We start from the raw sequence: 22,437 nt of genomic DNA, 5'->3' as shown, positions 1-22,437 counted from the left end.
TCAGAATACTTGAGGTAGAATGTAATAAGCTGGTTATAGTCTAGCATCCTTAGTATAATAGACTAAAGTGTTATTTTTATTATCTGGATATTTATTCAGAGTGATGGAAAGAAGAGGTCTATAATAATGAAAAAGAAAATCCTATTTTGGATATTAGGAATCATAGGAGTATTAGTTATAGGTGGAGGAGTTTACGCTTATAATGTATATTCTAAAGTCTCAAATACATTAAATGAAGTTCATAAACCTTTAGAGCGTGATAAAAATAATAAACAAGAAGCAAAAATTAATAAATCTGAGCCAGTATCTATCCTATTACTAGGAGCGGATGAACGTGGTGAAGATAAAGGGCGCTCAGATTCTTTAATGGTTATTACTTTAAATCCTAAAAATAATTCAATGAAAACTGTAAGTATTCCTCGTGATACGTATACTGAAATTGTTGGAAAAGGTAAAAGTGATAAAATCAACCATGCTTATGCATTTGGTGGAGTAGATATGTCTGTCGCAACTGTAGAAAAGTTCTTAAATGTACCTATTAACTACTATATTGAAGTGAATATGGAAGGGTTTAAGGATATTGTCGATGCAGTAGGCGGTGTAGATGTTAATAACGATTTAGAGTTCTCTCTAGAAGGGAAACACTTCCAAAAGGGAAATATCCACTTAACTGGTGACCAAGCTCTAGCGTATACACGCATGCGTAAAGAAGACCCACGTGGCGACTTCGGACGTCAAATGCGTCAACGTCAAGTGATGCAAGCTGTTATTAAGAAGGGGGCGAGTTTCTCTTCACTTACGAGCTATGGTGATGTGTTAACAGCGATTCAAAAGAACGTGAAAACAAATTTAACACAAGATCAAATGTTTGATATGCAAAAAAACTATAAAGATTGCTTAAAAAATAGTGAGGATATTCAAATTCCAGGTGACGGTCACAAAGCCGCTGATGGTATTTGGTACTACTATGTTCCAGATGCAGCGAAACAAGATTTAACGAATAAGTTAAGAGCGCATCTTGAAGTGACTAAGTAATATGTAATAACCCAACTCCTTTGGTAGGAGTTGGGTTTATTTTTGCGTGAATTTATATTAGTATTATATGTTGTGAGAATAATAGATGAGGTGAATCGATGAATAAGAAAGCAGTACTTGTCCTAGTTATTTTTGTATTGTTTGTCGCTTCGGTTGTGAGCGGTAAATTATATTGGAATAAGAAGATTGCGAATGCGACGGGACAGACGAGTGAAGTAACGAAAGCGAAGTCTGAAGTGAAAGATAGTGGGACGAAGAAAGTAGAGAAGAAACAAGATGCAAAGTCATCTTTTAATGAAGCATATGCGAAGAATTTACCAGATGAAGTGAAAGAGAAGGTAAAGAAAGCCGCTGAAGATAAAAAGGCAGTAAATCTTGTTATTGTTGGTGATGAAGCTTCTTCATCTGAAAAAGGTGCTTGGGCAGCTAAGTTAACGGCTAACCTAGATGCTTCTTATGGTAAAGGTTTATGGAATGTGACGGTAAAGGAATATAAGGGTGAAAGTACAGACGAGTTAATTACGAATAAACGTGATAAAGAGATTGCGAAAGAAAAGCCAGATGTGATTTTATTTGAACCACCATTTATTACTGACAATGGTAAAACTGGTAATGGAAACTCTGTTGCGAGTACACAGAAGTTTGTACAAGCACTTTCCACTAGTGCAAAAGGTGCTACGATTATGATTCAACCATCAAATCCAGTGTATGGTGCGAAGAATTATCCAAAAGCAATTGAGGCGTTAAAGCAATTTGCGACGCAAAATGGTTATACATATGTGGATCATTGGGGAGCATGGCCTGATGCATCAACGAAGGCTATCCTGCCGTACTTAACAGAAGAGTTTGGTTTCCCAAGTGCTAAAGGGCATGAAGTGTGGGCGCAATATGTAACGGATTATTTTATAGCTAAATAAAATCTGTAGGAAGGAAATCATTTGTTTTATAAAAGATAAATGATTTCCTTTTTTATTAACATTCAATAGTACTGGAGGTATATTTATGGCAATACTTGTAACAGGTGGAGCAGGATATATTGGTAGTCATACATGCGTAGAATTATTGAATAATGATTATGAAATTATTGTAGTAGATAATTTGTCAAATAGCTCAATAGAGTCTATCAATCGAGTGAAAGAGTTAACAGGAAAACAATTTAAGTTTTATAAAGAGGATCTTGTGAATTACGAGGCACTGAATAAAATTTTTGAGGAAAATACAATTGAAGCTGTCATTCACTTTGCAGGTTTAAAAGCTGTAGGTGAATCGGTAGCAAAGCCATTAATGTATTATCATAATAACATTATTAGCACATTAGTATTATGTGAAGTGATGCAAAAGCATAATGTGAAGAAGATGATTTTTAGTTCATCTGCAACGGTATATGGTATTCCAGAAACATCACCAATTACGGAAGGATTTCCATTAAGTGCAACAAATCCATATGGTCAAACAAAATTAATGATTGAACAAATGATGCGTGATATAGCATTTGCTGACGAGGAATGGAGTATTGCGTTACTCCGTTATTTCAATCCATTTGGTGCACATGAAAGTGGACGAATTGGAGAAGACCCAAATGGAATTCCGAATAATTTAATGCCATATGTAACACAAGTAGCGGTAGGTAAGTTAAAAGAATTAAGTGTATTTGGAAACGACTATCCAACAAAAGATGGAACAGGCGTCCGTGATTACATACATGTTGTAGACTTAGCCAATGGTCATGTAAAAGCGCTAGAGAAGGTACTGAATACAACAGGAGTAGACGCCTATAATTTGGGCACAGGTACGGGGTATAGTGTGCTAGAAATGGTTGAAGCTTTTGAAAGGGTTTCAGATAAGAAAGTCCCTTATGAAATTATAGATCGTCGTCCTGGCGATGTGGCAATATGTTTTGCAGATGCATCAAAAGCAAAAAGGGAACTAGGATGGGAAGCAAAACGAGGATTAGAAGAAATGTGTGCAGATTCTTGGAAGTGGCAATCAAATAATAAAGATGGGTATATCACAAAATAGCATTAAGGCTTTAGTGTACACACTATAGGTAATTGGGATAGATGTCTATGGTATAATATATTATAAATTAAATAGTTCTAAGCCTGAAAATTTAGCTATGTAGAAAGTGGGTATACAATGAGTTCAATCCTAATCTGCGGCGGAGCCGGCTACATCGGTTCTCACGCTGTGAAAAAATTAGTAGACGAAGGTTTATCTGTAGTAGTAGTAGATAACTTACAAACGGGTCATGAGGATGCAATTACGGAAGGTGCGAAGTTTTATAATGGCGACCTTCGTGATAAAGCATTTTTAAGAGATGTGTTTACAAAAGAAAATATTGAGGCGGTTATGCATTTCGCAGCTGATTCTTTAGTTGGAGTTAGTATGGAGAAGCCTCTTCAATATTATAATAACAATGTGTATGGTGCACTTTGTTTATTAGAGGTAATGGATGAGTTTAAGGTAGATAAGTTTATTTTCTCTTCTACTGCGGCGACGTATGGTGAGGTAGATGTAGACCTTATTACTGAGGAAACGATGACAAATCCAACGAATACGTATGGGGAGACGAAGTTAGCAATCGAGAAGATGCTTCATTGGTATAGCCAAGCTTCTAATTTACGTTATAAGATTTTCAGATACTTTAACGTGGCTGGTGCAACTCCAAATGGTATTATTGGGGAAGATCACCGTCCAGAGACGCATTTAATTCCTCTTGTATTGCAAGTGGCGTTAGGTCAACGTGAGAAGATTATGATGTTTGGTGATGACTATAATACACCAGACGGTACTTGTATCCGTGATTATATTCATGTTGAAGATTTAGTAGCAGCTCACTTCTTAGGTCTTAAAGACTTGCAGAACGGCGGAGAGAGTGATTTCTATAACTTAGGAAATGGTAATGGTTTCAGCGTAAAAGAAATCGTTGATGCAGTTCGTGAAGTTACAAATCATGAAATTCCTGCTGAGGTAGCACCACGTCGTGCGGGAGATCCAGCACGTTTAGTTGCTTCTTCTCAGAAAGCGAAAGAGAAGTTAGGTTGGGATCCTCAGTATGTAAATGTGAAGACAATCATTGAGCATGCTTGGAATTGGCATCAGAAGAAACCTAATGGTTATGATAAGTAAGACTAATAAGTGAAGGAGAGGGTATTGTCGTTCAACATATGTTCGACAATACCCTCTCTTTTTTTATAAGATTTTTGCTATACTAAACTGTACTATAATACAGGTTGGAAGGAGGAGAACAATGAAAATACTTGTAGTGGATGATGAGTCGAGTATTCGTAATTTGATTCGGATGCAGCTTGAGATGGAAGGATATGAAGTTCTTACGGCGGTTGACGGGAGAGAAGCTTTAGAGAGATGGAGGGAAGGGCCGGATGTTTTGATTTTGGATGTTATGCTTCCGGATACAGATGGGTATGAGTTACTTCGTTTGTTCCGGGAGAAGGATCGGGATATTCCAGTGCTCATGTTAACTGCGAAGAGTCAGATGAATGATAAATTGCTTGGCTTGCAGCTTGGTGCAGATGATTATGTGACGAAGCCGTTTAATTATGCGGAGCTTATTCTTCGGGTTAAGAATATGACGCGCCGCGTGAAGAAGAAAGAGGTAACGGTAAGCCATGAAGTAATCGGGGCGGGAGAGATAACGATTTGTCCTAAGGAAAGAAAAGTGCATGTGAGTGGACAAGAGGTTCAGTTAACGTACAGAGAGTTTAATTTATGTCAGTTGTTTGTTTCCAATCCGCAGCGTGTATTTATGAGAGATGAGTTACTTGAGAAAGTATGGGGATTTGAGTATATCGGAAATACGAGAGCGGTTGATATTATGGTGCAAAGACTGCGGAAGAAGCTCGGGAAGAGCGGGGAATATATTAAGACGATTTATGGCGTTGGCTATAAACTGGATTGTTAAGTGGTGATGGTATGTCTTTAAAAAGAAATATGGTGTTTGGAATCGTTGGACTGTTAATCCCGATTTTTGTCCTTTTGTACGCAGTTGTTTATATTACGTTAGAAAAGAATATGTATCATAATGCGGCAAATTCTTTAGAAAAGTTAAGTGTAGAAGCACAAATTTATACGATGAATTATTTAGAGAAGGAAGCAGAGGTCGAGACGCTCGGTCCAAATTCACTTTTAATTGCTTCGTATTTAGCGAAGCGCATGGATGTCCGTGTACAGATGATTGGGAAGAATGGAGATGTTGTGGCGGATACGCAAAAGGGAGCGCTTCTTCATCGGAATATTGATATTGAGAGTTCCTTGAAGGGAAAGAAATCGTATGTGTTTGAAGAGGGAGACCCGGCTCCAATTCTTTTGTTTTCAAGTCCAGTGTATTATGGAAACGATGTCATTGGAAGTGTTCGTTTTATAAATGAGTTAACGGGTGAGAAGGAAGTTTTAACAAATGTTGGTTGGACGTTTTTAATGACGTCTCTTTGTCTTGTAGCTGCAGGTATTTTCTTTGCAATTCGTTTGGCGAAGTCTCTTCATAAGCCGATTGATCAGTTAAGACAAATGGCGCACCGGCTTGCGAATGGTGATTATAAAAGTAAGATTGAGCTAAATGAATATGTGGAAATTGCGCAGCTTTCAGCGTCTTTTAATGCGATGGCTGATGGGATTGAACTACATATTAAGCAATTGAAGGAAGAGAAAGAGAAGCAGAAAGATTTCTTAGACCGTATTACGCATGAGCTAAAAACACCGCTAACGGCGATTATTGGCTATGTGGATTTAATTCCGAAGTTAAAGGCGAAGGAAGATGTACAGGAGAGCTTGCGTTATGTAGCTGTAGAAAGTGAGCGTTTATTATCACTTGTAGAGGAATTACTTAAGTCTTCAAAGTACGGGACGAGTACGTTTGAAATATCACCTACAGTTGTGAATATAAAGGAATTAGCCGAAGAAGCAGTTTCAATCGTGAAACCTCGTCTGCAGAAGTTTGAGATTGAAGTTATTAATGAGTTAACAGATGTATATGTTGTTGCCGATTTCGATAAGACGAAACAGATTTTCTTAAATGTGCTTGATAATGCGATAAAATATAGCGATGCTACGCAAATTCGTATGAATGTCATTGTAAATGAGCGTGAGGCGAAGGTGTTTGTTCATGATGATGGCATTGGTATCGATGAAGGGGTGCTGGCAGAGTGGAATGAATCGCCAGAAGGGAAGGTACTTTCTTCAAGTTACGGGAATGGGTATGGTTTGTATATTTGTCAGGAGATTATGAATAAGCAGGGCGGAAGTATGCGGATTGAGAGTAGTGAAGAGGTTGGTACTACCATATTTATTACATTCTTACTTCCGAGACGGATGGAAGACATAAAAAACTTGAAAGCGGTTAAATGATACATTTATGAAACAATTATGCGATATTTTCGAAACAACGTTTTTTTATCTTGGAGGTAGGCAGAAATGAAAAGGCTATCATTTCAAATTCTTATGTTTGTCTTTTGTATCATTGTTTCTCTTATTTTGTTTTATGTGATGGAGAAGCAAATATATAATCGGATCACAATTGTGAATGACAAACAAGCTGTTTTACAAAGAGTGAATGAATCCCTGCCTACTGAAATGAAGGTTAGGCATGAAAAGTGGGGAGAAATTGTTATAACGGATGAAGTTCGTTTGCATACGATTGTTTCATTTTTTGACCGAATTCAAATCAATCCGAGTGAAGCTAAGAATCAAGAACAAGTATTTACTGGAGAAGTAACGTACTTGAATGGTCAGAAGCGTACTTTTGCAGTAGGTGACTTGTTCCAGTACGGGGCTGATATGTACGGAAAGAATGGTACGGATCCAATGATTTCAGCATTGCAAACGTATTTGTTAAGCCTGTATTACACACCGGAACGTATTCATGATTTTTTTGCGTCAGCACAAGATGTCATAGTACGCCAAGGTGATGTAGAACGTGCGGTGAATGTTACGCACATACTTGATTCGATTCGGTATGCAAAGCAAATTACAGATTACGGAGAAATTCAGAAGTTATTACAATCACAGAATGAACCGATCGCTTATGTTACCGCTTATAAAACTGGTAAGCGTATAAAGAATGAGCGTGAAGACATTCTTACTATTTCTGTGTATCCATCGTATTTTGTTGTGCAATATCTCGGTGATAATAATGGGAATGTCATGTATATGAAAAGCTCCCTCGCAAATGTATTTGTAAAGGAGAATGTGTCATGAGAAAGATAGCCTTTTTCTTCTTTTTGCTAGTAATTGGAGGAGCGATGTCTAGTTGCTCTCGAGATACGACCTCTATTAAATATAATAAAAGTGGTCTCCCTATTTTGAATGATCGTCATCTTGTTGCGTATGTAGCGGCTCGCGAGGAAGTTGGGGAAGCGTTGCTTTCATCATTTTGTAAACCACGCGGCTGTACGTATGAATTTATTCGTCTTTCGACAGAAGAGCTTCTTCGGAGGGTAGAAGAGGAAGCTGGAAATCCGAAAGCGGATATTATTATTGGCGGTACGGTAGACGCGCATCAAATGATGAAGCAAAAAAATCTATCTATTCCTGTTACGACTCAGCATGCGAACCGTATTTCAAAAACTGTTAAAGATAAAGACGGCTATTGGTACGGTTATGAAGTAGAGAAGCTGGCAATTGCGATTAATAAAGAGCGGTGGAACGAAGAATTAGCACCGCTTGGACTTCCTTATCCATCAAGGTGGCAAGATTTATTAAATCCAGTATATAAGGGAAAGATTGTTATGCCAGATCCAAATGTTTCAGGAACAGCATATACGTTTTTTCAATCACTTATTGATACTGTAGATGAAGAGGAAGCGAAAGAATATGTTAAGAGTTTTGCAGGGCAAGTTGGTGAAGTAACGGTAAATGGTTACATGCCAGTAGAGCTTGTTGCGAGTGGTGAGTATATGATAGGCATCAATTTCATGGGAGATCAGAGAATGCTTCAAAAACAAGGCTTTCCAGTTGTAAGTATCGTACCTGAGCAAACAGGGCTATCTGTTAATGCGATTTCGAAACTAAAGCGTGCACCGAATGGTATTATTGCGGATTTATTTATTGATTATTGTTTATCAGAAGAAGCGGGTCACATTTTAGAAAAGGTTTCGTTTGGCGTACCAACGATGTTTACGAAGAACGAGAAAGAAATAGAAGGACAGCCGGTTAGAAGAACGAACCAACATATATCAAATAGCGGAATAATCGAGATATGGAATAGACAACGTCTCTCTCAGAAGTGAGAAAAGGAGACGAAAGAATATGTTTAAATGGCTCAAGCCAGCACCTGCAATTGAAAGATTGCCTGCGGATATGATCGACCGTGTATATCGATTACTACGTATTCGTGTGTTAATCGGAATTTCAGTTGGATATGCTGCTTATTATTTAGTTCGTAGTAACTTTACGTTATCAAGTACGTATTTAGTACAAGAATATGGTTTTAGTACAGCTCAAATTGGTCTACTAGGTTCAGTAATGGCAATTGTTTATGGATTTAGTAAGTTCTTTATGGGGAATTTATCAGATAAAGCTTTCGCCCAGCGCTTTATCGCAGTCGGTTTATTCTTATCAGGGCTTGTAAATATTTGTTTCGGTTTTGCATCTTCATTTGGGATGATCGTTACATTACTTGTTGTGAATGGTATTGTACAAGGTATGGGTGCACCTCCTTGTAGTATCGTTATGACGAAATGGTTCTCGAAGAAAGAACGTGGTACGAAAACAGGTCTTTGGAATATTTCACATAACGTTGGTGGAATGCTTGTGCCACCACTTGTCGGAATTGGTGTAGGTATTTTTGGTGAAAACCATTGGCAAGGCGGCGTGTTTATTTTCCCAGCGATTATCGCAATGGTAATTGCAGTTCTTGTTTGGATTAATGCGAAGGATACACCGGAATCAGAAGGTCTTCCTCCAATTGATGAGTATCGTAATGACTATGAAAATCTTGAAAAAGCAGATCATGCTAACAAGATGTCACCAAAAGAAATTTTAATGAAGTATGTAGTGAAAAATAAATTTGTATGGTTCTTATGTATTGCAAATGCATTCGTTTATTTAATTCGTTTCGGCGTTATTAACTGGGTTCCACTTTATTTAACGACAGTTAAAGGTTTCTCAAAAAATGAAGCACATGCGGCGTATGCAATCTTTGAAGGTATGGCAATTCCAAGTTCATTAATCGTTGGTCTTTTAAGTGATAAATTATTTAAAGGAAAACGTATGCCATTATGTATCATTAGTATGGTCGGAGTTGTTATTGGTACGTTTGTATATTGGCAAGCAACTAGCATACTTGTTGTAAGTATTGCAGTTTCTATTATCGGTTGTTTAATTTATGTACCACAATTCTTAATCGGTTTAAGTGCGATGGAATTAGTACCGAAATTTGCAGTAGGTACGACAGTTGGTATGTGTGGTCTGTTCGGTTACGTAGGCGGAAGTCTTGTAGCAAACGCAGCAATCGGTGTTATTGTTGATCGTTCTGGCTGGGATGGTTGCTTCATCTTACTATTAACAGGTGCTATTTTATCAACAATCTTCTTGTTCATTGTTCAACGTGGACATGAAAGCAAAGCGCCTAAAGCAGCGTAATATTTTGTTTGAAAAGCTATCCAATTATTATTTTGGATAGCTTTTCTTATATTAAGATAATCTTTCCTTAAATCTATCTTAAAAGACATAATGTCATATTTCTAATCATTGGAATTTTTGTTACAATATAAATGGATGTGTAAAACTTTGTAAAAAGAATGTAATAATATGTAATTCATTTTCAGAAAGTTTTATACAATTTTATATTAAACTATTAAGTTATAAAAAGGAGAGAGAATATGGTACCAAATACGGTTCGTACTCCAAACAAGAAGAAGAAATGGATTATTATCGGGGTTATTGCACTAATTGTTATTGTAGCAGCAGTTAATATTTTTGTAATGCAAGGGAAGAAGAAGGGGGCATCAACATCTGCTGATGCTGTAAGTTTCGAGAAGGTAACGGAGCGTAAGCTGAATAATACGAAGTTAATTTCTGGTCAGGTGAAACCTGGGAATATTGAAAGTTTTTATGCGGATCCGGCCAAAGGAAAAGTGAAAGATATTGAGGTAAAAGAAGGACAAGAGGTTGAGAAAGGTGCGAAGTTATTCTCTTATGATAATGAAGAGATTAATCTTCAAATGAAGCAAGCTGAGCTTGATCAGAAGATGGCAGATATGCGTTATGATCAAGGGAAGAAGAAAATTGATTCGCTGAAGAAAGAAATTAAGAAAGCGAAAGATAGCGGAGCTGGGAAAGAAGTAACAGATCCTATGGAAGAGCAAGTAAGTGAGTTAGAGATAGCACAAAAGACAACTGATCTTGAGAAAGAAAAAGGGAAGTTGCAGAAAGAAGAATTAAGTAAAAAGCAAAAAGAGCTTACGATTTATAGTAATTTTGCTGGTGTCGTTCAAAAGTTAGATAAAGATGCGGCGCAAAGTTCATCTCAAGCGTTAGGTGGTCAAGGGAAAGCATTTTTACAAGTGGCTTCTAAAGATCCATTCCAAATTCAAGGTACGTTAACGGAGCTTCAAAAATCACAAATTCAAAAGGATCAAACATTTACTGTAACTGCGAAAGCAAATAATAAGAAGAAGTGGACAGGTAAAATTACAGAGGTAAGTGAATTCCCAACGAGTGCAGAGATGGCGCAAGCTGGCGGTATGGGTGAAGCGACTCAAAATATGTCTCAATATACATATAAAGCAAGTCTTGATAGTCAAGATGGTTTATCTCCAGGTTATCACGTTTCTCTGCAAGTAAATTTAGAGAATAAGAAGATGGTTGCTGTTCCGACTAAGAGCATCGTAGAAAAAGACGATGATGCATTTGTTTATGTTGAGGATAAAGGGAAGCTTCGCAAACAGAATGTGAAAAAAGGTTCTACTGATGGAGACTGGACAGAGATTACTGAAGGCGTAACAGTGGGGCAAAAGGTGGTTAAAAATCCTTCCGACGATGTGTATGACGGAATGGAAGTGAAAGAGAAATGATTACGTTAAATAATATTGCTAAAACGTATTATCAAGGAAAATTGGCAGTGCCGATTTTGCATGGTATTAGTTTAACAATTCAAGGCGGGGAGTTCGTTTCGATTATGGGACCGTCTGGTTCTGGTAAGTCAACGCTTATGAATATTATCGGCTGTTTAGATCGTCCAACAGAAGGCGAATATATGCTCAATGATGTGAATATCTTAACAGCAGACGAGTCAAAGCTTGCTTTAATTCGTAATGAATATATCGGTTTTGTGTTTCAGCACTTTAATTTGCTGCCGCGTCTTTCAGCAGTCGAAAATGTTGAGCTTCCGCTCGTATATGGTGGCATAAAGAAAGCAGAACGTCGCCAGCGTGCTTTAGAGGCGCTTGGTAAAGTTGGATTAGCGGACCGCGTGCATCATTTACCGAACGAATTGTCAGGTGGACAGAAGCAGCGTGTCGCAATTGCAAGAGCGATCGCGAATAATCCAACGTTCATTATGGCCGATGAGCCGACTGGTGCACTTGATACGAAGTCTGGTGAGCAAGTTATGGATATTTTCACGAAGCTTAATGCGGAAGGTACAACAATTGTTATGGTTACGCATGAAGAGGAAGTAGCAGCGTATTCTTCCCGACGCATTGTACTGCGAGATGGGAAAATTACAGAAGATAGAAGGTGTGCGGTATGAGTTTACTAGATAGTATAAAAATTGCCCTCTCTTCTATTTTAGCTCATAAACTGCGTTCAGCCCTTACGATGCTAGGTATTATTATCGGCGTTGGTTCTATTATTACTGTCGTTGCAATTGGGCAAGGCGGGGAAGCAATGCTGAAGTCGAAATTCGCAGGTTCTGGTGGTAATAATCTTATGCCAATTCAATTTCAACCAGATATTAATGATGAGTTTGCTATGGGTGGATTTGAAATGCCAAAGTTAACGGAAGAGGATATTTTGGAAGTAAAACAAGTGAAAGATGTTTCACACGTTATTACGACAAACCGGAATTCAGAGGTGCTTGATGTAAATGATAAAAAGGCAAATCTGAATGTTATTGGTCTTGATAATGAATATTTTGCAGTTAATAAAGTAAAGGTCGTAAAGGGACGTACTTTAAGTGAATCAGATATTACTCATGCAAATAACGTTGTGATGATTAGCACAAAAACAGAAGAAACGTTATTTAAGGACGTAAACCCAGTTGGACAAATTATTGAGATGAAGGGGCAGCCAATGCAAATTGTTGGTGTGTATACCTCTGATAATGAGTTTATGGGATTTGAAATGGAAGAAGCGCTAATCCCTCTTACGTTATGGCCTGTTTTATACGGAACAGATGAGATTCAAAACATCGCAATTCAAGCTAAAAATGTAGACGATTTAGAAGCAGCTGGGAAACAGGCTGTTGATGTATTAAATAGTCGTAAGCCAAGTGAAATTCCAGGTAAATATGAACTGGTAAACTTAAAAGAATTCCAAGAAAATGTTTCTAAGGTAACTAATATTATGACGATGATTATCGGTGGTATCGCGGGTATTTCATTAGTCGTTGGTGGTATTGGCGTTATGAACATTATGCTCGTATCTGTAACGGAGCGTACGCGCGAAATTGGGATACGTAAAGCACTGGGGGCAACGCGTAGTAAAATTTTATTACAGTTTTTAATTGAAGCAGTTATGTTAACACTTCTAGGTGGTTTGATCGGAATTGGTCTTGGATATGGCGGAGCATATATCGTTTCCACGTTCGCAAAATGGCCACCACTCGTTTCATGGGAAGTTGTCGTTGGAGGCGTACTGTTCTCTATGACACTCGGTATTATCTTTGGATTAATTCCAGCAAACAAAGCTGCGAAATTAGATCCAATTGAAGCACTTCGTTATGAGTAAGTAATCGTGTAGTAGAACTACACACTACCGTTCTAGTGGGCGGTTCGTAGCCTCTATATGAGGAAGTGAACCGCCCGTTAGAACGGGTTATATAAATGGAAGGAGGCGTTATAATGGAGGCAAATGTGAATATACAAAAAGCAGGCGGCGAGAAGCCATCATTGTTTGGAATGATTACTTCCCCTGGTTTACAGTTTGAGAGAATGCAGACGAGCGAGAAAGTTTGGGGTATGTTCTTCTTAATGGCGTTATTACAAGGGCTTTTAAGTGCTTTTACTACGTACGTTACGAATACGTCACCTGAGATGGTGAGAGTGAAAAAAGAACTAGGTGAATTTGCGGGACAGAGTTCACTGACATCCGACGTTATTTCCAGTCTTGTGTCGGGTACTATAGGTGGTATGCTGGTAACGTTCATTGTTGCAGCTATTTATAAAATATTTATGATGTTCTATGGGAATGATACCTCTTATAAAAAACTAGTAACGATTATTGTATATGCGAACATTGTTGTTATTATTGGTGGATTTATTAATGGAATTATAGCTTTAATTTTAGGTGAAGCACCAAGTGCATATACAAGTTTAGGACCACTATTTGAGCAAGGTTCACTCGCTTATGGAATCGGTAATACAATTGAAGTGTTTTATTTGTGGAATATCGTCTTAATTTGGTTAGGACTACAAATTACAGCGGGAGTAAGTAAAGTAAAAGCAGCTATTCCGATTATCGTTTTATTTATCATTAAAGCATTATTCTTAGCAGCAATTGTTATGTTAATTGCGGCATTTTTACCAAATATGCCAGTATAAATAAGGAGGCGTTATAATGGAAACGAATATTAATACGCAAGATGCAGGTTCAAAAAAGCCATCATTATTTGGAATGATTACTTCTCCAGGTGAACAGTTTGAGAGAATGAAGACTAGTAATGCAGTTTGGGGTGCATTTTGGATACTTGTTTTATTAGGTGGACTTGTTGGGGGATTTGCTGCTTATGTATATTCTCTAACACCTGAAGCTATTAAGCTTAATAAGGAACTAGGTGTTACTGTTTCAGCTGGAATGACATATGGTATGGGATTCGGTGTAGGTGCTCTTGGTATGGGATTTAGTTTCTTAATAAGTGCTGTAGTGTATAAAGTATTAATGGTGTTTATGAGCAATGATACTTCTTATAAAAAATTATTGGCGATTACTGTATATTCAAGTGTTATTTCATTAATTGGTGTATTAATAAATATAATTTTAGCCTATATTTTAGGTGGATCGGGTCAAGAAATGTACACTGGCCTAGGACCAATTTTCGCCTCGAGTAGTGGTGTTGTAAAAGGTATTGTAAGTAAATTTGAAGTGTTTACGATTTGGGGATATGTGGTTACATGGCTAGGTCTTCAAATTACAGCAGGCTTAACTAAAAAACAGGCAACAATTATTACTATTGTTTTCTTTGTCTTAACTCTTGGAATGGGAGCTTTACAAGGTATGTTCCAATAAGGAAATAAAATAAAAAAGGTGGCTCTTCGGAGTCACCTTTTTTATTTTTACCCCTATTTCAAATACCACTAACAGAATTTCAAATTCTACTTCATGTAATTTCAAATTTCGGTGATAGTATTTAAAATTACCCACAGTGAAATCCTTTCTTTATTTTTATATTGTGAAGGTACCGCGGAATACGAGAAAGGTATACCTTTTAGAAACGGGTACCGTGTGAAACCAGCGACTTTTAAAGAGGCAGTTGTGTTGTATGAAGGTATGATTGTGAATCAAATAAAGAAGTTAGGGATTTATCAAGATTATGAAGAGTATTATCAATGTGGGTTAATCGGTCTTTGGCATGCGTATGAAAAGTTTGATGCGGAGAAAGGGAGCTTTCCTGCATATGCAGTTGTAACGGTACGTGGTTATATATTAGAGAGGTTGAAAAAAGAATTCACAGTGCAAGAAAAGTGTGTATGTGTAGGAGAGTATGAGGATATCTTTCGTTTTGAAGATATTGAAATGAAAGTGAAGGATTTTATGAGTGTATTAGATGAGAAGGAGAAGTATATTATTTTTGAACGTTTTTTTGTAGGAAAGACGATGGGGGAAATCGCTTTAGAGACAGAGATGACCTATTATCAAGTGAGGTGGATATATCGGCAGGCGCTTGAGAAAATGCGAAATAGCTTAAGAGGATAAATAGTATCATAAGAATGGAAGGCAAGAGATATTGCTTTCCATTCTACTTATTTTGTTAAGGTAGTAAATGTAATAAGAGGTTTTTGAATTGTAGTGAATCTTGCATGTTCATACGTGATAATACATATCCAGCTTTTAATAATTGTTGTTTTAACTTATGGGGACTGATATGTATAGTTGTAGTTGTGCCATTTGAAAAATGAATGGTAGCTTTTTTACTTTTTTTGAAAAACTCTATGTCATCTATATGGTTATAAAACAGCCATATACAGTTTGGAGAAGAAGGAGACTCTGTTGGGAAAGCACAAATATATTCTCGATGATTAATTGGAATCGGGACATTTTGTTTGAAATGAAAGTTTGTTTGAACTGCTTTCCGTCTGCCTTGATAAGTAGAGTGAACATTGGTTAAACAAGATTTTTTTATGAGCTGGAGAGCGGTTTGACAGGAGTAAAGATGGTTCCCACTACTGTCGATCACTTTTGTGTAATAAGAAGGGTGCTTGCAAGGTTCTAACATCATTGTTGAATTAGAAATAATAATAGCATTTTCGTCATTCATAAATTTGACTCCCCCTTTATAAATAGTGATAATTCTAGATATAATTATATACTAATTAAGTAAATTGATTGTTAATATTCTGTTTCGTATTGTAAACTTTGGTTATTCGTTTACAATCAATAGATGATAGTCTTTCTAATTTGCATCGCTTGTACATATATATGAAAATAGAAAAGAGTAGGCGGTGAGATAGTATGAAGAAAAGGTATATTATTATGGCTCTAGTTGTTGTTCTTCTAGTATATTTAGCAAATAGTAATCCGAGTAAAGGTGAATATACAGATTGGGCAGCAAAGCAGTTTATGAAACGTAATGATGTAAGTAAGAAGCTAGATGAAGTTCAAAAGGAAAATGAAGAGGGTCTCCTTGGCGATTTAGCATCGGCTGGTAAGAAGTTGGCGAAAAAATATGTTGAGCCACAAGTTGGATTATTAATCGATCATTATACGAAGCGAGATGATTATATATTCTTCTCAACATATAAGACGGAATTTGATATCGGCGGAGAACATTATAAATATGTATGCGTCGGTTTTTCAAAAATCTTTATTCCAATTGAAATGCCGAAGAAAAAAGACGAATCTGCAAAATGATGCAGATTCGTCTTTTTGTCTATAAGGTAATAGGAACTTCAGATACAGTCCTTTCCACGAGACGAGCTCCTTTTTTTCGGGTATTTTCATTAATTGATGAAAATACAGACGAGGCAAGGATCGTATCCATTACTTGATTTACGACTTGTGCATCAATAGGTGTGATCGGCTTCTCGATAGAAAAGACAACTGTTTTTCCATCTTCTTTCGCGAAAATTAATTCTAGTACTTGCATACGTTGATTCCTCCTTTTTATTTATCTTGTAATCAGTGGGGACATCCCCACTGATTACATTGCCACCTTAAAGGTTAGAAAGATCTGATGTGCTAACAAGTTGTACAGCGTGAAGTGGTGATGCTTGTAGAGAAGCTAGAGCACGAGCTACGGTTTGTACTTTCTCTAAGTTTGCGTTTGTTTTTACGCGCTTAAATTGTTTGTTCTTAAAAACTGTTTTTCCATTCTTATCTAATCCATTGTTTAAGACGAGACGTAAAGTTAAATCCATTACGATTGTTTCGACTGCCATGTTTATCACCCCCTTTCACTATATAAATAGGATGCAAATGTCATGTTTTGGCGTGAAATTTATTCTTTTTTTTGGTACTCTTAAAAGAATAAGAGAGGGGTTTCGGAAGAATGAATCGTAAATGGTTATTTTGGATTCCTGTTTTACTATGGATGGGGCTGATTTTCTATTCCTCGGCACAACCGTATAAAAAGCAGGATATGCGTTCGGATATTGAACAATATGTAAATGTGGAGTTTGTGAAAGAGCATTTTTCATGGGTATCTATCGATTACGGCGGTGGTACACCTGTTAGTATTGCAAATAAAGGTGTAGGTGGATTTATTGAGTTTTTCCTTCGTAAAGGTGCTCATTTTATGGTGTTCTTTATGCTCGGTTCATTGACGTATTACGCTTTTCATCGATCAGGTTGTTCGAGAAAAAGGTGTTTTATATACGCTCTCCTTTTCGTTGCGGGATATGCAACATTTGATGAAATTCATCAATGGTTTACGGGCGATCGTACACCGATGTGGCAAGATTCATTACTGGATACGTGCGGCGGATTAACAGGTATTATAATAAGTAATTGGTTTTGGAATAGAAAAAGGAGCTAATCTCGAAAAGATTAGCTCCTTTTGTTTATACACCAAGTAATTCTTTTAGCTCATCTGTAGATAGTTCTGTCATCCAACTATCGCTTGTAATGACGGCGTTGTTTAATGACTGTTTTCTTTCTAACATTTCATCGATTTTCTCTTCAAGTGTCCCCGTTGTAATCAGTTTATGAACGTGAACGAAACGCTTTTGACCAATACGATATGCACGGTCTGTTGCTTGATTTTCTACCGCTGGATTCCACCAACGATCGTAGTGAATGACATGGTTGGCAGCTGTTAAGTTTAATCCTGTACCACCTGCTTTTAACGATAAAATGAAGATGTCATACGTTCCGTTTTGGAACTGTTCGATCATTTTGTCACGTTCTTTCTTCGGTACACTACCGTTTAAGAAGAGGACGCGCTGACCGAAATGTTTTTCTAACACATCTTTTAGCATGTTCCCCATACCGATGTATTGCGTGAAGATTAAACAACTTTCATTTTGATCTTTTATATTTTCAATGAGTTCCATGAGCGTGCTCGTTTTCATGGAACGTTCGATAATGTCTTTCGGTTCTGTTTCTTTTAAATAAAGAGCAGGGTGATTACAAATTTGTTTAAGTTTGTTCAGCATGAGTAATATAAATCCGCGTCGTTCAATTCCGCTTAATCCTTCTACATTTTGCAATGTATCTTGAACAAGTTGTTCATATAAGGAAGCTTGTTCACCAGTTAGTGGACAGTAAGCTTTCTGTTCTTGTTTATCTGGTAAGTTTAATGCGACTGTTTGATCTTTCTTCGTACGACGCAGTAAAAACGGCGAGATAAAACGTTGAACTTGTTGGATTTTTCCTTCGTCACGGTCCTTTTCAATTGGTGAGACGAAGCGGCGCTGGAATTGTCCTAAGCTGCCAAGGTATCCATGATTAATGAAGTCGAAAATAGACCAAAGCTCGGCAAGGCGGTTTTCCATCGGTGTTCCAGTTAATGCGATTTTGTGATTTGCTTGTAAGTTTCGCACTGCTTTAGACTGTTTCGTGTGTGGGTTTTTAATATTTTGTGCTTCATCCAAAATAACAGCATCCCAGCATAACATACTAAGTTCTTCCTCATCAAGCTGAGCTAATGCATAAGACGTTAATACAACATCTGCTGATTGAAGGAAATCTTTAAAGGATTCCCCTTTAGCTCGGTTACTTCCATAATGTAACTGAACACGTAAATTTGGTGCGAAACGCTCAAATTCTTTTTGCCAATTTCCAAGAACAGATGTCGGAGCCACGATTAAAGCAGGACCTGTTTGGAGATTGTTTTCTTTTATATATAGTAAGTAAGTGATCGTTTGAATACTCTTTCCAAGCCCCATGTCGTCAGCTAACAATGCGCCGAATCCAAGCTTTCTTAAATATAATAACCACTCAATGCCATGTTGTTGATACGGGCGGAGTGTAGCGTTTAGTGAAGAAGGGACATCTACTTTCGGAATATCTCCAATGTGCAATAGTTTTTGGAATAGCTCTTCATAATATCCATCTAGTTCAATTTCAATATCGTTAAATGGACTATCCTCTTCTACAATTTCTGTTTCAGCGGTGTTTGATAAATGTTGCTGAAGGACATCTTTCATTTCAAGTCCATACTTATCAGCACGATTCATGAGCTTTCGTACTTCTTCAATAAAAGCTGGATCTAGTCGCATCCATTGGCCATTTATATTGAATAACCGTTTGTTTTGTTCAACGAGTTCAAAAAATTCGCTTTCTGATAAATCAATGCCGTTCGTTGAAATGCGCCAGTCAAAATTAACGAGTGTATTCATGCCGAAGAAAGATTGCGTTTGCGTAGCATTTTGCTTCAGTTGCACACGTAATTTTGGTTTTGTCGCTTTTAAATTTTGCCACCACGATGGTAATAAGATTGTAATACCTGCGGCGAGTAATTCGTTACTTGCTTCTGTTAAGAAGTTCCACGCTTCTGTTTCAAAGAGTTCACTTCGGAATGTATCCCCTTCTTTTAACCACGGTACGAGCTTACTGAAGCTTTCTTGTGTTTCAAGAATACGTTCTTCATAATCGTGCCATCGTTTTGGTAAAGAATCGATACTTTCATATACATATATGCGATGTGCCCCGCGCTTTGGTGTAACAATTGTTTCAAGCTTCCACATTTCAAATTCTTCTTGCGGCTCTTGTAGTCGTAGTCCGATTGTAAAGGGAAGGTCATCTTCAATGTAACCAATTTTTCGAAGCCAATCTTCTTCATGTAGTGCTGCGTCTAATTGTCTTTTCGTAAAGTCGTAATGTTCATAAAGTCTCTTTGCATCTTCCCATCCGTCATTTGAACGGTTATCTTGTAATATGCTTTCATTTACTGCAGCCGAGAAAAGAGATGCCAATGTTTCATCTTCGATTGGAGTATTTTGAACTTTCCAAGATGGTTGTTTAGGCCAGCGCTCCATATCAGGTACGAAGCTACCGCTTGTGAAGGCATCCCACAATTCGTTCGCATCTTCCGTAAGTGCTGTAATAGGGCCGTTCATTTGAATACGGGCAAAGGAGTTCATCGGTTTATTCGCGATGTATTCAAATGCTTGTGCGTTTGTTAGCATAACACCTTGTCTTCCTTCAAAGCTTGCTTCTTTTAGAAACGTGCCGTAGAAGGAAGTGGAGTGCCATGTAAATGCATTTCGTTTCCAACTTGTTACGGATAATGGAGTACCGCTATCATCTTCTCCCCAAAGGAACCAACCGTGACTAACGTGCTGGAGCCTAATTGTTACTTCAGTTTGATTGATCATCGATTAATTTTCCTTTCCGTAATTCCTCTTGTAGTGCACGCAGACGTGAATGTAAGTTTGCGATGTGAATAATGAAAGCATCCCATTCATCGGTACGCTTTAATCGTTTATATAATGTACGTAATTTCTTTAAGTAACGAACTGCACGTCTATATGATTTGCGATTTCGCTCTTCAATAGCTTCGGTAGCAGCAAGGTGATAAAGAGGAAGGGCTGCTTCTGGTGCTTCCTTCTCAATATCTTTCAGCGGTTCTTTCAAAAGTTCAATTGCTTCAAAACCGTGTAAGAGCTGAAGTTCTGCCCATGTGCGATACTGCTTTTTCGCCAGTACGTATTGTTCATAGTTTGCGAAACTATATGGTAATAGCTCTTGCAAAATCATTTCGAGTCCTGCTTGTTCATTTGTATGGGTTGCATATGTTTCATACATGATGACGAATAAGCGAACGATATCTTTTATGAAAATTGTATTTTCGTGCTCATGTATCGTTTTCTTCACTTGTTTATACGTAAAGGAAAGCCAGTTTTTCGCACGATCCCATTTCATTGCATTTAATAATTCCTCTAACCAATAGAAGTACAGACTTACAACAGAAGCAGGTTGTTTCTTTAGTAAGTCCATCGCTAATCGATCTTCGTCATTTAAAAAGAGTAGATGAGAAGATGCTAATGCTTTGGAAAGTGGATTCATTTTCGTATCGATTCGTTTTTCTTCTTCTTGTAGTTGCTCGTTATTGTGTAACAGTTCACTCCATATGTGACGATAAATAAAGAACCTCTCTTGCGTATAGGCATCGGTGGAGAAAAATACTTCGTGAACGAGACGAGCTGTTTCTTGCAGAATTGATTTAGACTCTGAAGGAATCGATTCTGATTGTAAGTCCCGAACGATGGATTCCACTTTATCTACAAATAGGCGAACGACGTTAACAGGCTGATGATAAGAATACGTTTTATTTGCTTCAAAGTCCTGAATTTCTTCTAATAATTTTTGAAAGCAATAAAGCGCTGCATGTAGCCTGAACAATTCATGTATTACAACGATACGCGGGGCTTTCCGCTCGAGTTTCGTATAGAAGTCCGTAAAAATACTCATAAGAAAATACATTTGTTTATAAGTAAGCCGAGCTTGTTCTTTTTTAAATGATTCATATTCGTTATCAAAATAGGATTGCCAACTTTTATAATCCGTTTCTTCAAAAGCTGATGATTGCAATACTTGTCTTGCAGTTCGAATAGGAGGAAGGGAAGGTTTCGTATTATTTTTGAATAAAGTTAATACATCTCCTACTTGCCCGAAACTAGATGCTGCCGATAGTAACACAGCGAGCATATGCTCACATTGCGTTGGTGCGAAGCAATCGCAATAGCTTTCAGCTACGTTACGAATCGGGATATGGACGCTATATACGCTGCCTTCAGCATCTACAGTTCCTGATAGCGTATAGCCATCAAAGTCAACGTTGTAGACAACACCACTACGATATAGGTGCCGAGCTGTAGCGACATGTTCCTGATCAGCTGTTTGCTGTGGATCTAGTCCTTGAACGAACTCATTCGCAATCATCATAATTTCATCTTTCGTAATTGAGTGTTGCAGCATAATATTCCTCCGTACACATATTTCTTTCCTTTACCATTATAAACAAAAAATGCTCAAAACAGAAAAAATGAAATTTAGATTACATTACTTGAAAATCATGGTAATATATAAAATGTTAATTTTGTATATTACTATATATTTATGGAGGGATTAGGTTTTGTCAGATTTACAATCGAAGTTTGGTAGCGGTATGAACAAATTGCAAGAGGGAATCGAGCAAGGGAAGATGAAATTACAAGTAGCTCAAGAGGTTGCGCAATTAAAGAAAATTACGCAAGAGAAACTACAGGCGAAAACGGAAATTTTGCTGGAACTTGGTCAAATGGCCTATATGCAACTCCGCAATGATGAAGTTCGAGTAGATGTGTTAAAAAATATTATAGAACCAGTACAAGAGCTGGATGTAGCTATTTATAATACGCGTAAGCAAATAGCTAATTTACAGAATCAAGGACAGAAAGGGCAATGTAGCTGTGGCGGTCCCTTATCAGTAAATGATAAGTTTTGTGGACAGTGTGGGAAAGAAAATGAGTTACTCCTTCAATCAAAAAATGATGAAAATGAATCATGTACTTCATGTGGTGAACAAATTGCAACAGAGGCTACATTCTGTCCAGTTTGTGGTATGAAGCAAAGTAAGGAGTGAGG

General features: G+C 37.5%; 23 protein-coding genes. 18 read left to right on the top strand and 5 right to left on the bottom strand.

The genetic code is table 11. The features are described 5' to 3' along the window. Window positions 1–126 precede the first annotated feature (126 nt). The 15 genes from PSR14_RS28270 (at window position 127) to PSR14_RS28200 (ending at window position 15,126) form a co-directional block, all read left to right on the top strand. Window positions 127–1,035: a LytR family transcriptional regulator gene (locus tag PSR14_RS28270; protein ID WP_098486925.1), complete on the top strand. Its 909-nt coding sequence runs from the start codon at window positions 127–129 to the stop codon at window positions 1,033–1,035. A gap of 98 nt (window positions 1,036–1,133) precedes the next feature. Then, complete coding sequence (locus PSR14_RS28265; RefSeq protein WP_098486926.1) at window positions 1,134–1,952, top strand: SGNH/GDSL hydrolase family protein; 819 nt, start codon at window positions 1,134–1,136, stop codon at window positions 1,950–1,952. Between the two features lie 85 nt (window positions 1,953–2,037). After that, window positions 2,038–3,054 carry a UDP-glucose 4-epimerase GalE gene (gene galE / locus PSR14_RS28260; protein WP_098486927.1) on the top strand — a complete coding sequence of 339 codons (1,017 nt, stop codon included), beginning with the start codon at window positions 2,038–2,040 and terminating at the stop codon, window positions 3,052–3,054. A 117-nt stretch (window positions 3,055–3,171) separates the two neighbouring features. Further along, window positions 3,172–4,164 (top strand): UDP-glucose 4-epimerase GalE, encoded by a 993-nt coding sequence (gene galE, locus PSR14_RS28255; RefSeq protein WP_000095011.1) that lies wholly within the window; start codon window positions 3,172–3,174, stop codon window positions 4,162–4,164. 121 nt (window positions 4,165–4,285) lie between these two features. After that, window positions 4,286–4,957, top strand: coding sequence for a response regulator transcription factor (locus PSR14_RS28250; protein WP_098486928.1), 672 nt, complete (start codon window positions 4,286–4,288; stop codon window positions 4,955–4,957). An 11-nt stretch (window positions 4,958–4,968) separates the two neighbouring features. Then, window positions 4,969–6,399 (top strand): HAMP domain-containing sensor histidine kinase, encoded by a 1,431-nt coding sequence (locus tag PSR14_RS28245; protein ID WP_000054049.1) that lies wholly within the window; start codon window positions 4,969–4,971, stop codon window positions 6,397–6,399. A gap of 66 nt (window positions 6,400–6,465) precedes the next feature. Then, window positions 6,466–7,248, top strand: a complete 783-nt coding sequence (locus PSR14_RS28240; protein WP_074541148.1) for a DUF3919 family protein — start codon at window positions 6,466–6,468, stop codon at window positions 7,246–7,248. After that, window positions 7,245–8,279, top strand: a complete 1,035-nt coding sequence (locus tag PSR14_RS28235; RefSeq protein WP_098486929.1) for an ABC transporter substrate-binding protein — start codon at window positions 7,245–7,247, stop codon at window positions 8,277–8,279. The genes PSR14_RS28240 and PSR14_RS28235 overlap by 4 nt, the downstream gene beginning before the upstream one ends. Before the next feature lie 19 nt (window positions 8,280–8,298). After that, window positions 8,299–9,633 carry an MFS transporter gene (locus PSR14_RS28230; RefSeq protein WP_000477605.1) on the top strand — a complete coding sequence of 445 codons (1,335 nt, stop codon included), beginning with the start codon at window positions 8,299–8,301 and terminating at the stop codon, window positions 9,631–9,633. A 239-nt stretch (window positions 9,634–9,872) separates the two neighbouring features. Continuing rightward, window positions 9,873–11,066 (top strand): efflux RND transporter periplasmic adaptor subunit, encoded by a 1,194-nt coding sequence (locus PSR14_RS28225; protein ID WP_000249042.1) that lies wholly within the window; start codon window positions 9,873–9,875, stop codon window positions 11,064–11,066. Further along, entirely contained in the window at window positions 11,063–11,743 is a 681-nt protein-coding gene (locus PSR14_RS28220) for an ABC transporter ATP-binding protein (protein WP_000631616.1), read from the top strand. The genes PSR14_RS28225 and PSR14_RS28220 overlap by 4 nt, the downstream gene beginning before the upstream one ends. Further along, complete coding sequence (locus PSR14_RS28215; protein ID WP_000054372.1) at window positions 11,740–12,942, top strand: ABC transporter permease; 1,203 nt, start codon at window positions 11,740–11,742, stop codon at window positions 12,940–12,942. The genes PSR14_RS28220 and PSR14_RS28215 overlap by 4 nt, the downstream gene beginning before the upstream one ends. A 113-nt stretch (window positions 12,943–13,055) precedes the next feature. Continuing rightward, entirely contained in the window at window positions 13,056–13,754 is a 699-nt protein-coding gene (locus PSR14_RS28210) for a Yip1 family protein (protein ID WP_000387976.1), read from the top strand. A 16-nt stretch (window positions 13,755–13,770) separates the two neighbouring features. Continuing rightward, window positions 13,771–14,439: a Yip1 family protein gene (locus PSR14_RS28205; protein WP_000449614.1), complete on the top strand. Its 669-nt coding sequence runs from the start codon at window positions 13,771–13,773 to the stop codon at window positions 14,437–14,439. Window positions 14,440–14,655: 216 nt separating this feature from the next. Next, complete coding sequence (locus PSR14_RS28200; RefSeq protein WP_000801289.1) at window positions 14,656–15,126, top strand: sigma-70 family RNA polymerase sigma factor; 471 nt, start codon at window positions 14,656–14,658, stop codon at window positions 15,124–15,126. 55 nt (window positions 15,127–15,181) lie between these two features. Here the strand turns inward: PSR14_RS28200 and PSR14_RS28195 are convergent, their stop codons facing one another. Beyond that, window positions 15,182–15,688 (bottom strand): competence protein ComK, encoded by a 507-nt coding sequence (locus PSR14_RS28195; protein WP_000997432.1) that lies wholly within the window; start codon window positions 15,686–15,688, stop codon window positions 15,182–15,184. Window positions 15,689–15,882: 194 nt separating this feature from the next. On the opposite strand from PSR14_RS28195, the gene PSR14_RS28190 reads away from it, so the two are divergent. Beyond that, window positions 15,883–16,281, top strand: coding sequence for a DUF4359 domain-containing protein (locus PSR14_RS28190; RefSeq protein ID WP_000747726.1), 399 nt, complete (start codon window positions 15,883–15,885; stop codon window positions 16,279–16,281). Between the two features lie 19 nt (window positions 16,282–16,300). Here PSR14_RS28190 and PSR14_RS28185 read toward each other — a convergent pair whose 3' ends face one another. Both PSR14_RS28185 and PSR14_RS28180 read right to left on the bottom strand, forming a co-directional pair. Then, window positions 16,301–16,516 (bottom strand): DUF2922 domain-containing protein, encoded by a 216-nt coding sequence (locus PSR14_RS28185; RefSeq protein ID WP_001197597.1) that lies wholly within the window; start codon window positions 16,514–16,516, stop codon window positions 16,301–16,303. Window positions 16,517–16,583: 67 nt separating this feature from the next. After that, window positions 16,584–16,808: a DUF1659 domain-containing protein gene (locus PSR14_RS28180; RefSeq protein ID WP_000257701.1), complete on the bottom strand. Its 225-nt coding sequence runs from the start codon at window positions 16,806–16,808 to the stop codon at window positions 16,584–16,586. Window positions 16,809–16,918: 110 nt separating this feature from the next. On the opposite strand from PSR14_RS28180, the gene PSR14_RS28175 reads away from it, so the two are divergent. After that, window positions 16,919–17,404, top strand: coding sequence for a VanZ family protein (locus PSR14_RS28175; RefSeq protein ID WP_001080713.1), 486 nt, complete (start codon window positions 16,919–16,921; stop codon window positions 17,402–17,404). Between the two features lie 25 nt (window positions 17,405–17,429). On the opposite strand, the gene PSR14_RS28170 is transcribed toward PSR14_RS28175, so the two are convergent. Then, window positions 17,430–20,186 carry a DEAD/DEAH box helicase gene (locus PSR14_RS28170; protein WP_098487169.1) on the bottom strand — a complete coding sequence of 919 codons (2,757 nt, stop codon included), beginning with the start codon at window positions 20,184–20,186 and terminating at the stop codon, window positions 17,430–17,432. Next, on the bottom strand, window positions 20,170–21,789 hold the full coding sequence (locus PSR14_RS28165; protein ID WP_000939167.1) for an SWIM zinc finger domain-containing protein: 1,620 nt from the start codon (window positions 21,787–21,789) through the stop codon (window positions 20,170–20,172). Before PSR14_RS28165 ends, PSR14_RS28170 begins: the two co-directional genes overlap by 17 nt. A gap of 157 nt (window positions 21,790–21,946) precedes the next feature. On the opposite strand from PSR14_RS28165, the gene PSR14_RS28160 reads away from it, so the two are divergent. After that, complete coding sequence (locus PSR14_RS28160) at window positions 21,947–22,435, top strand: zinc ribbon domain-containing protein (RefSeq protein ID WP_001281743.1); 489 nt, start codon at window positions 21,947–21,949, stop codon at window positions 22,433–22,435. Window positions 22,436–22,437: the final 2 nt, after the last annotated feature.

The sequence above is a fragment of the Bacillus sp. A01H genome, from assembly GCF_045277205.1.
Taxonomy (GTDB): Bacteria; Bacillota; Bacilli; order Bacillales; family Bacillaceae_G; genus Bacillus_A; species Bacillus_A paranthracis.
The sequence above is the reverse complement of the archived record's forward strand: the minus strand, read 5'-3'. Positions and strand labels throughout refer to the sequence as shown.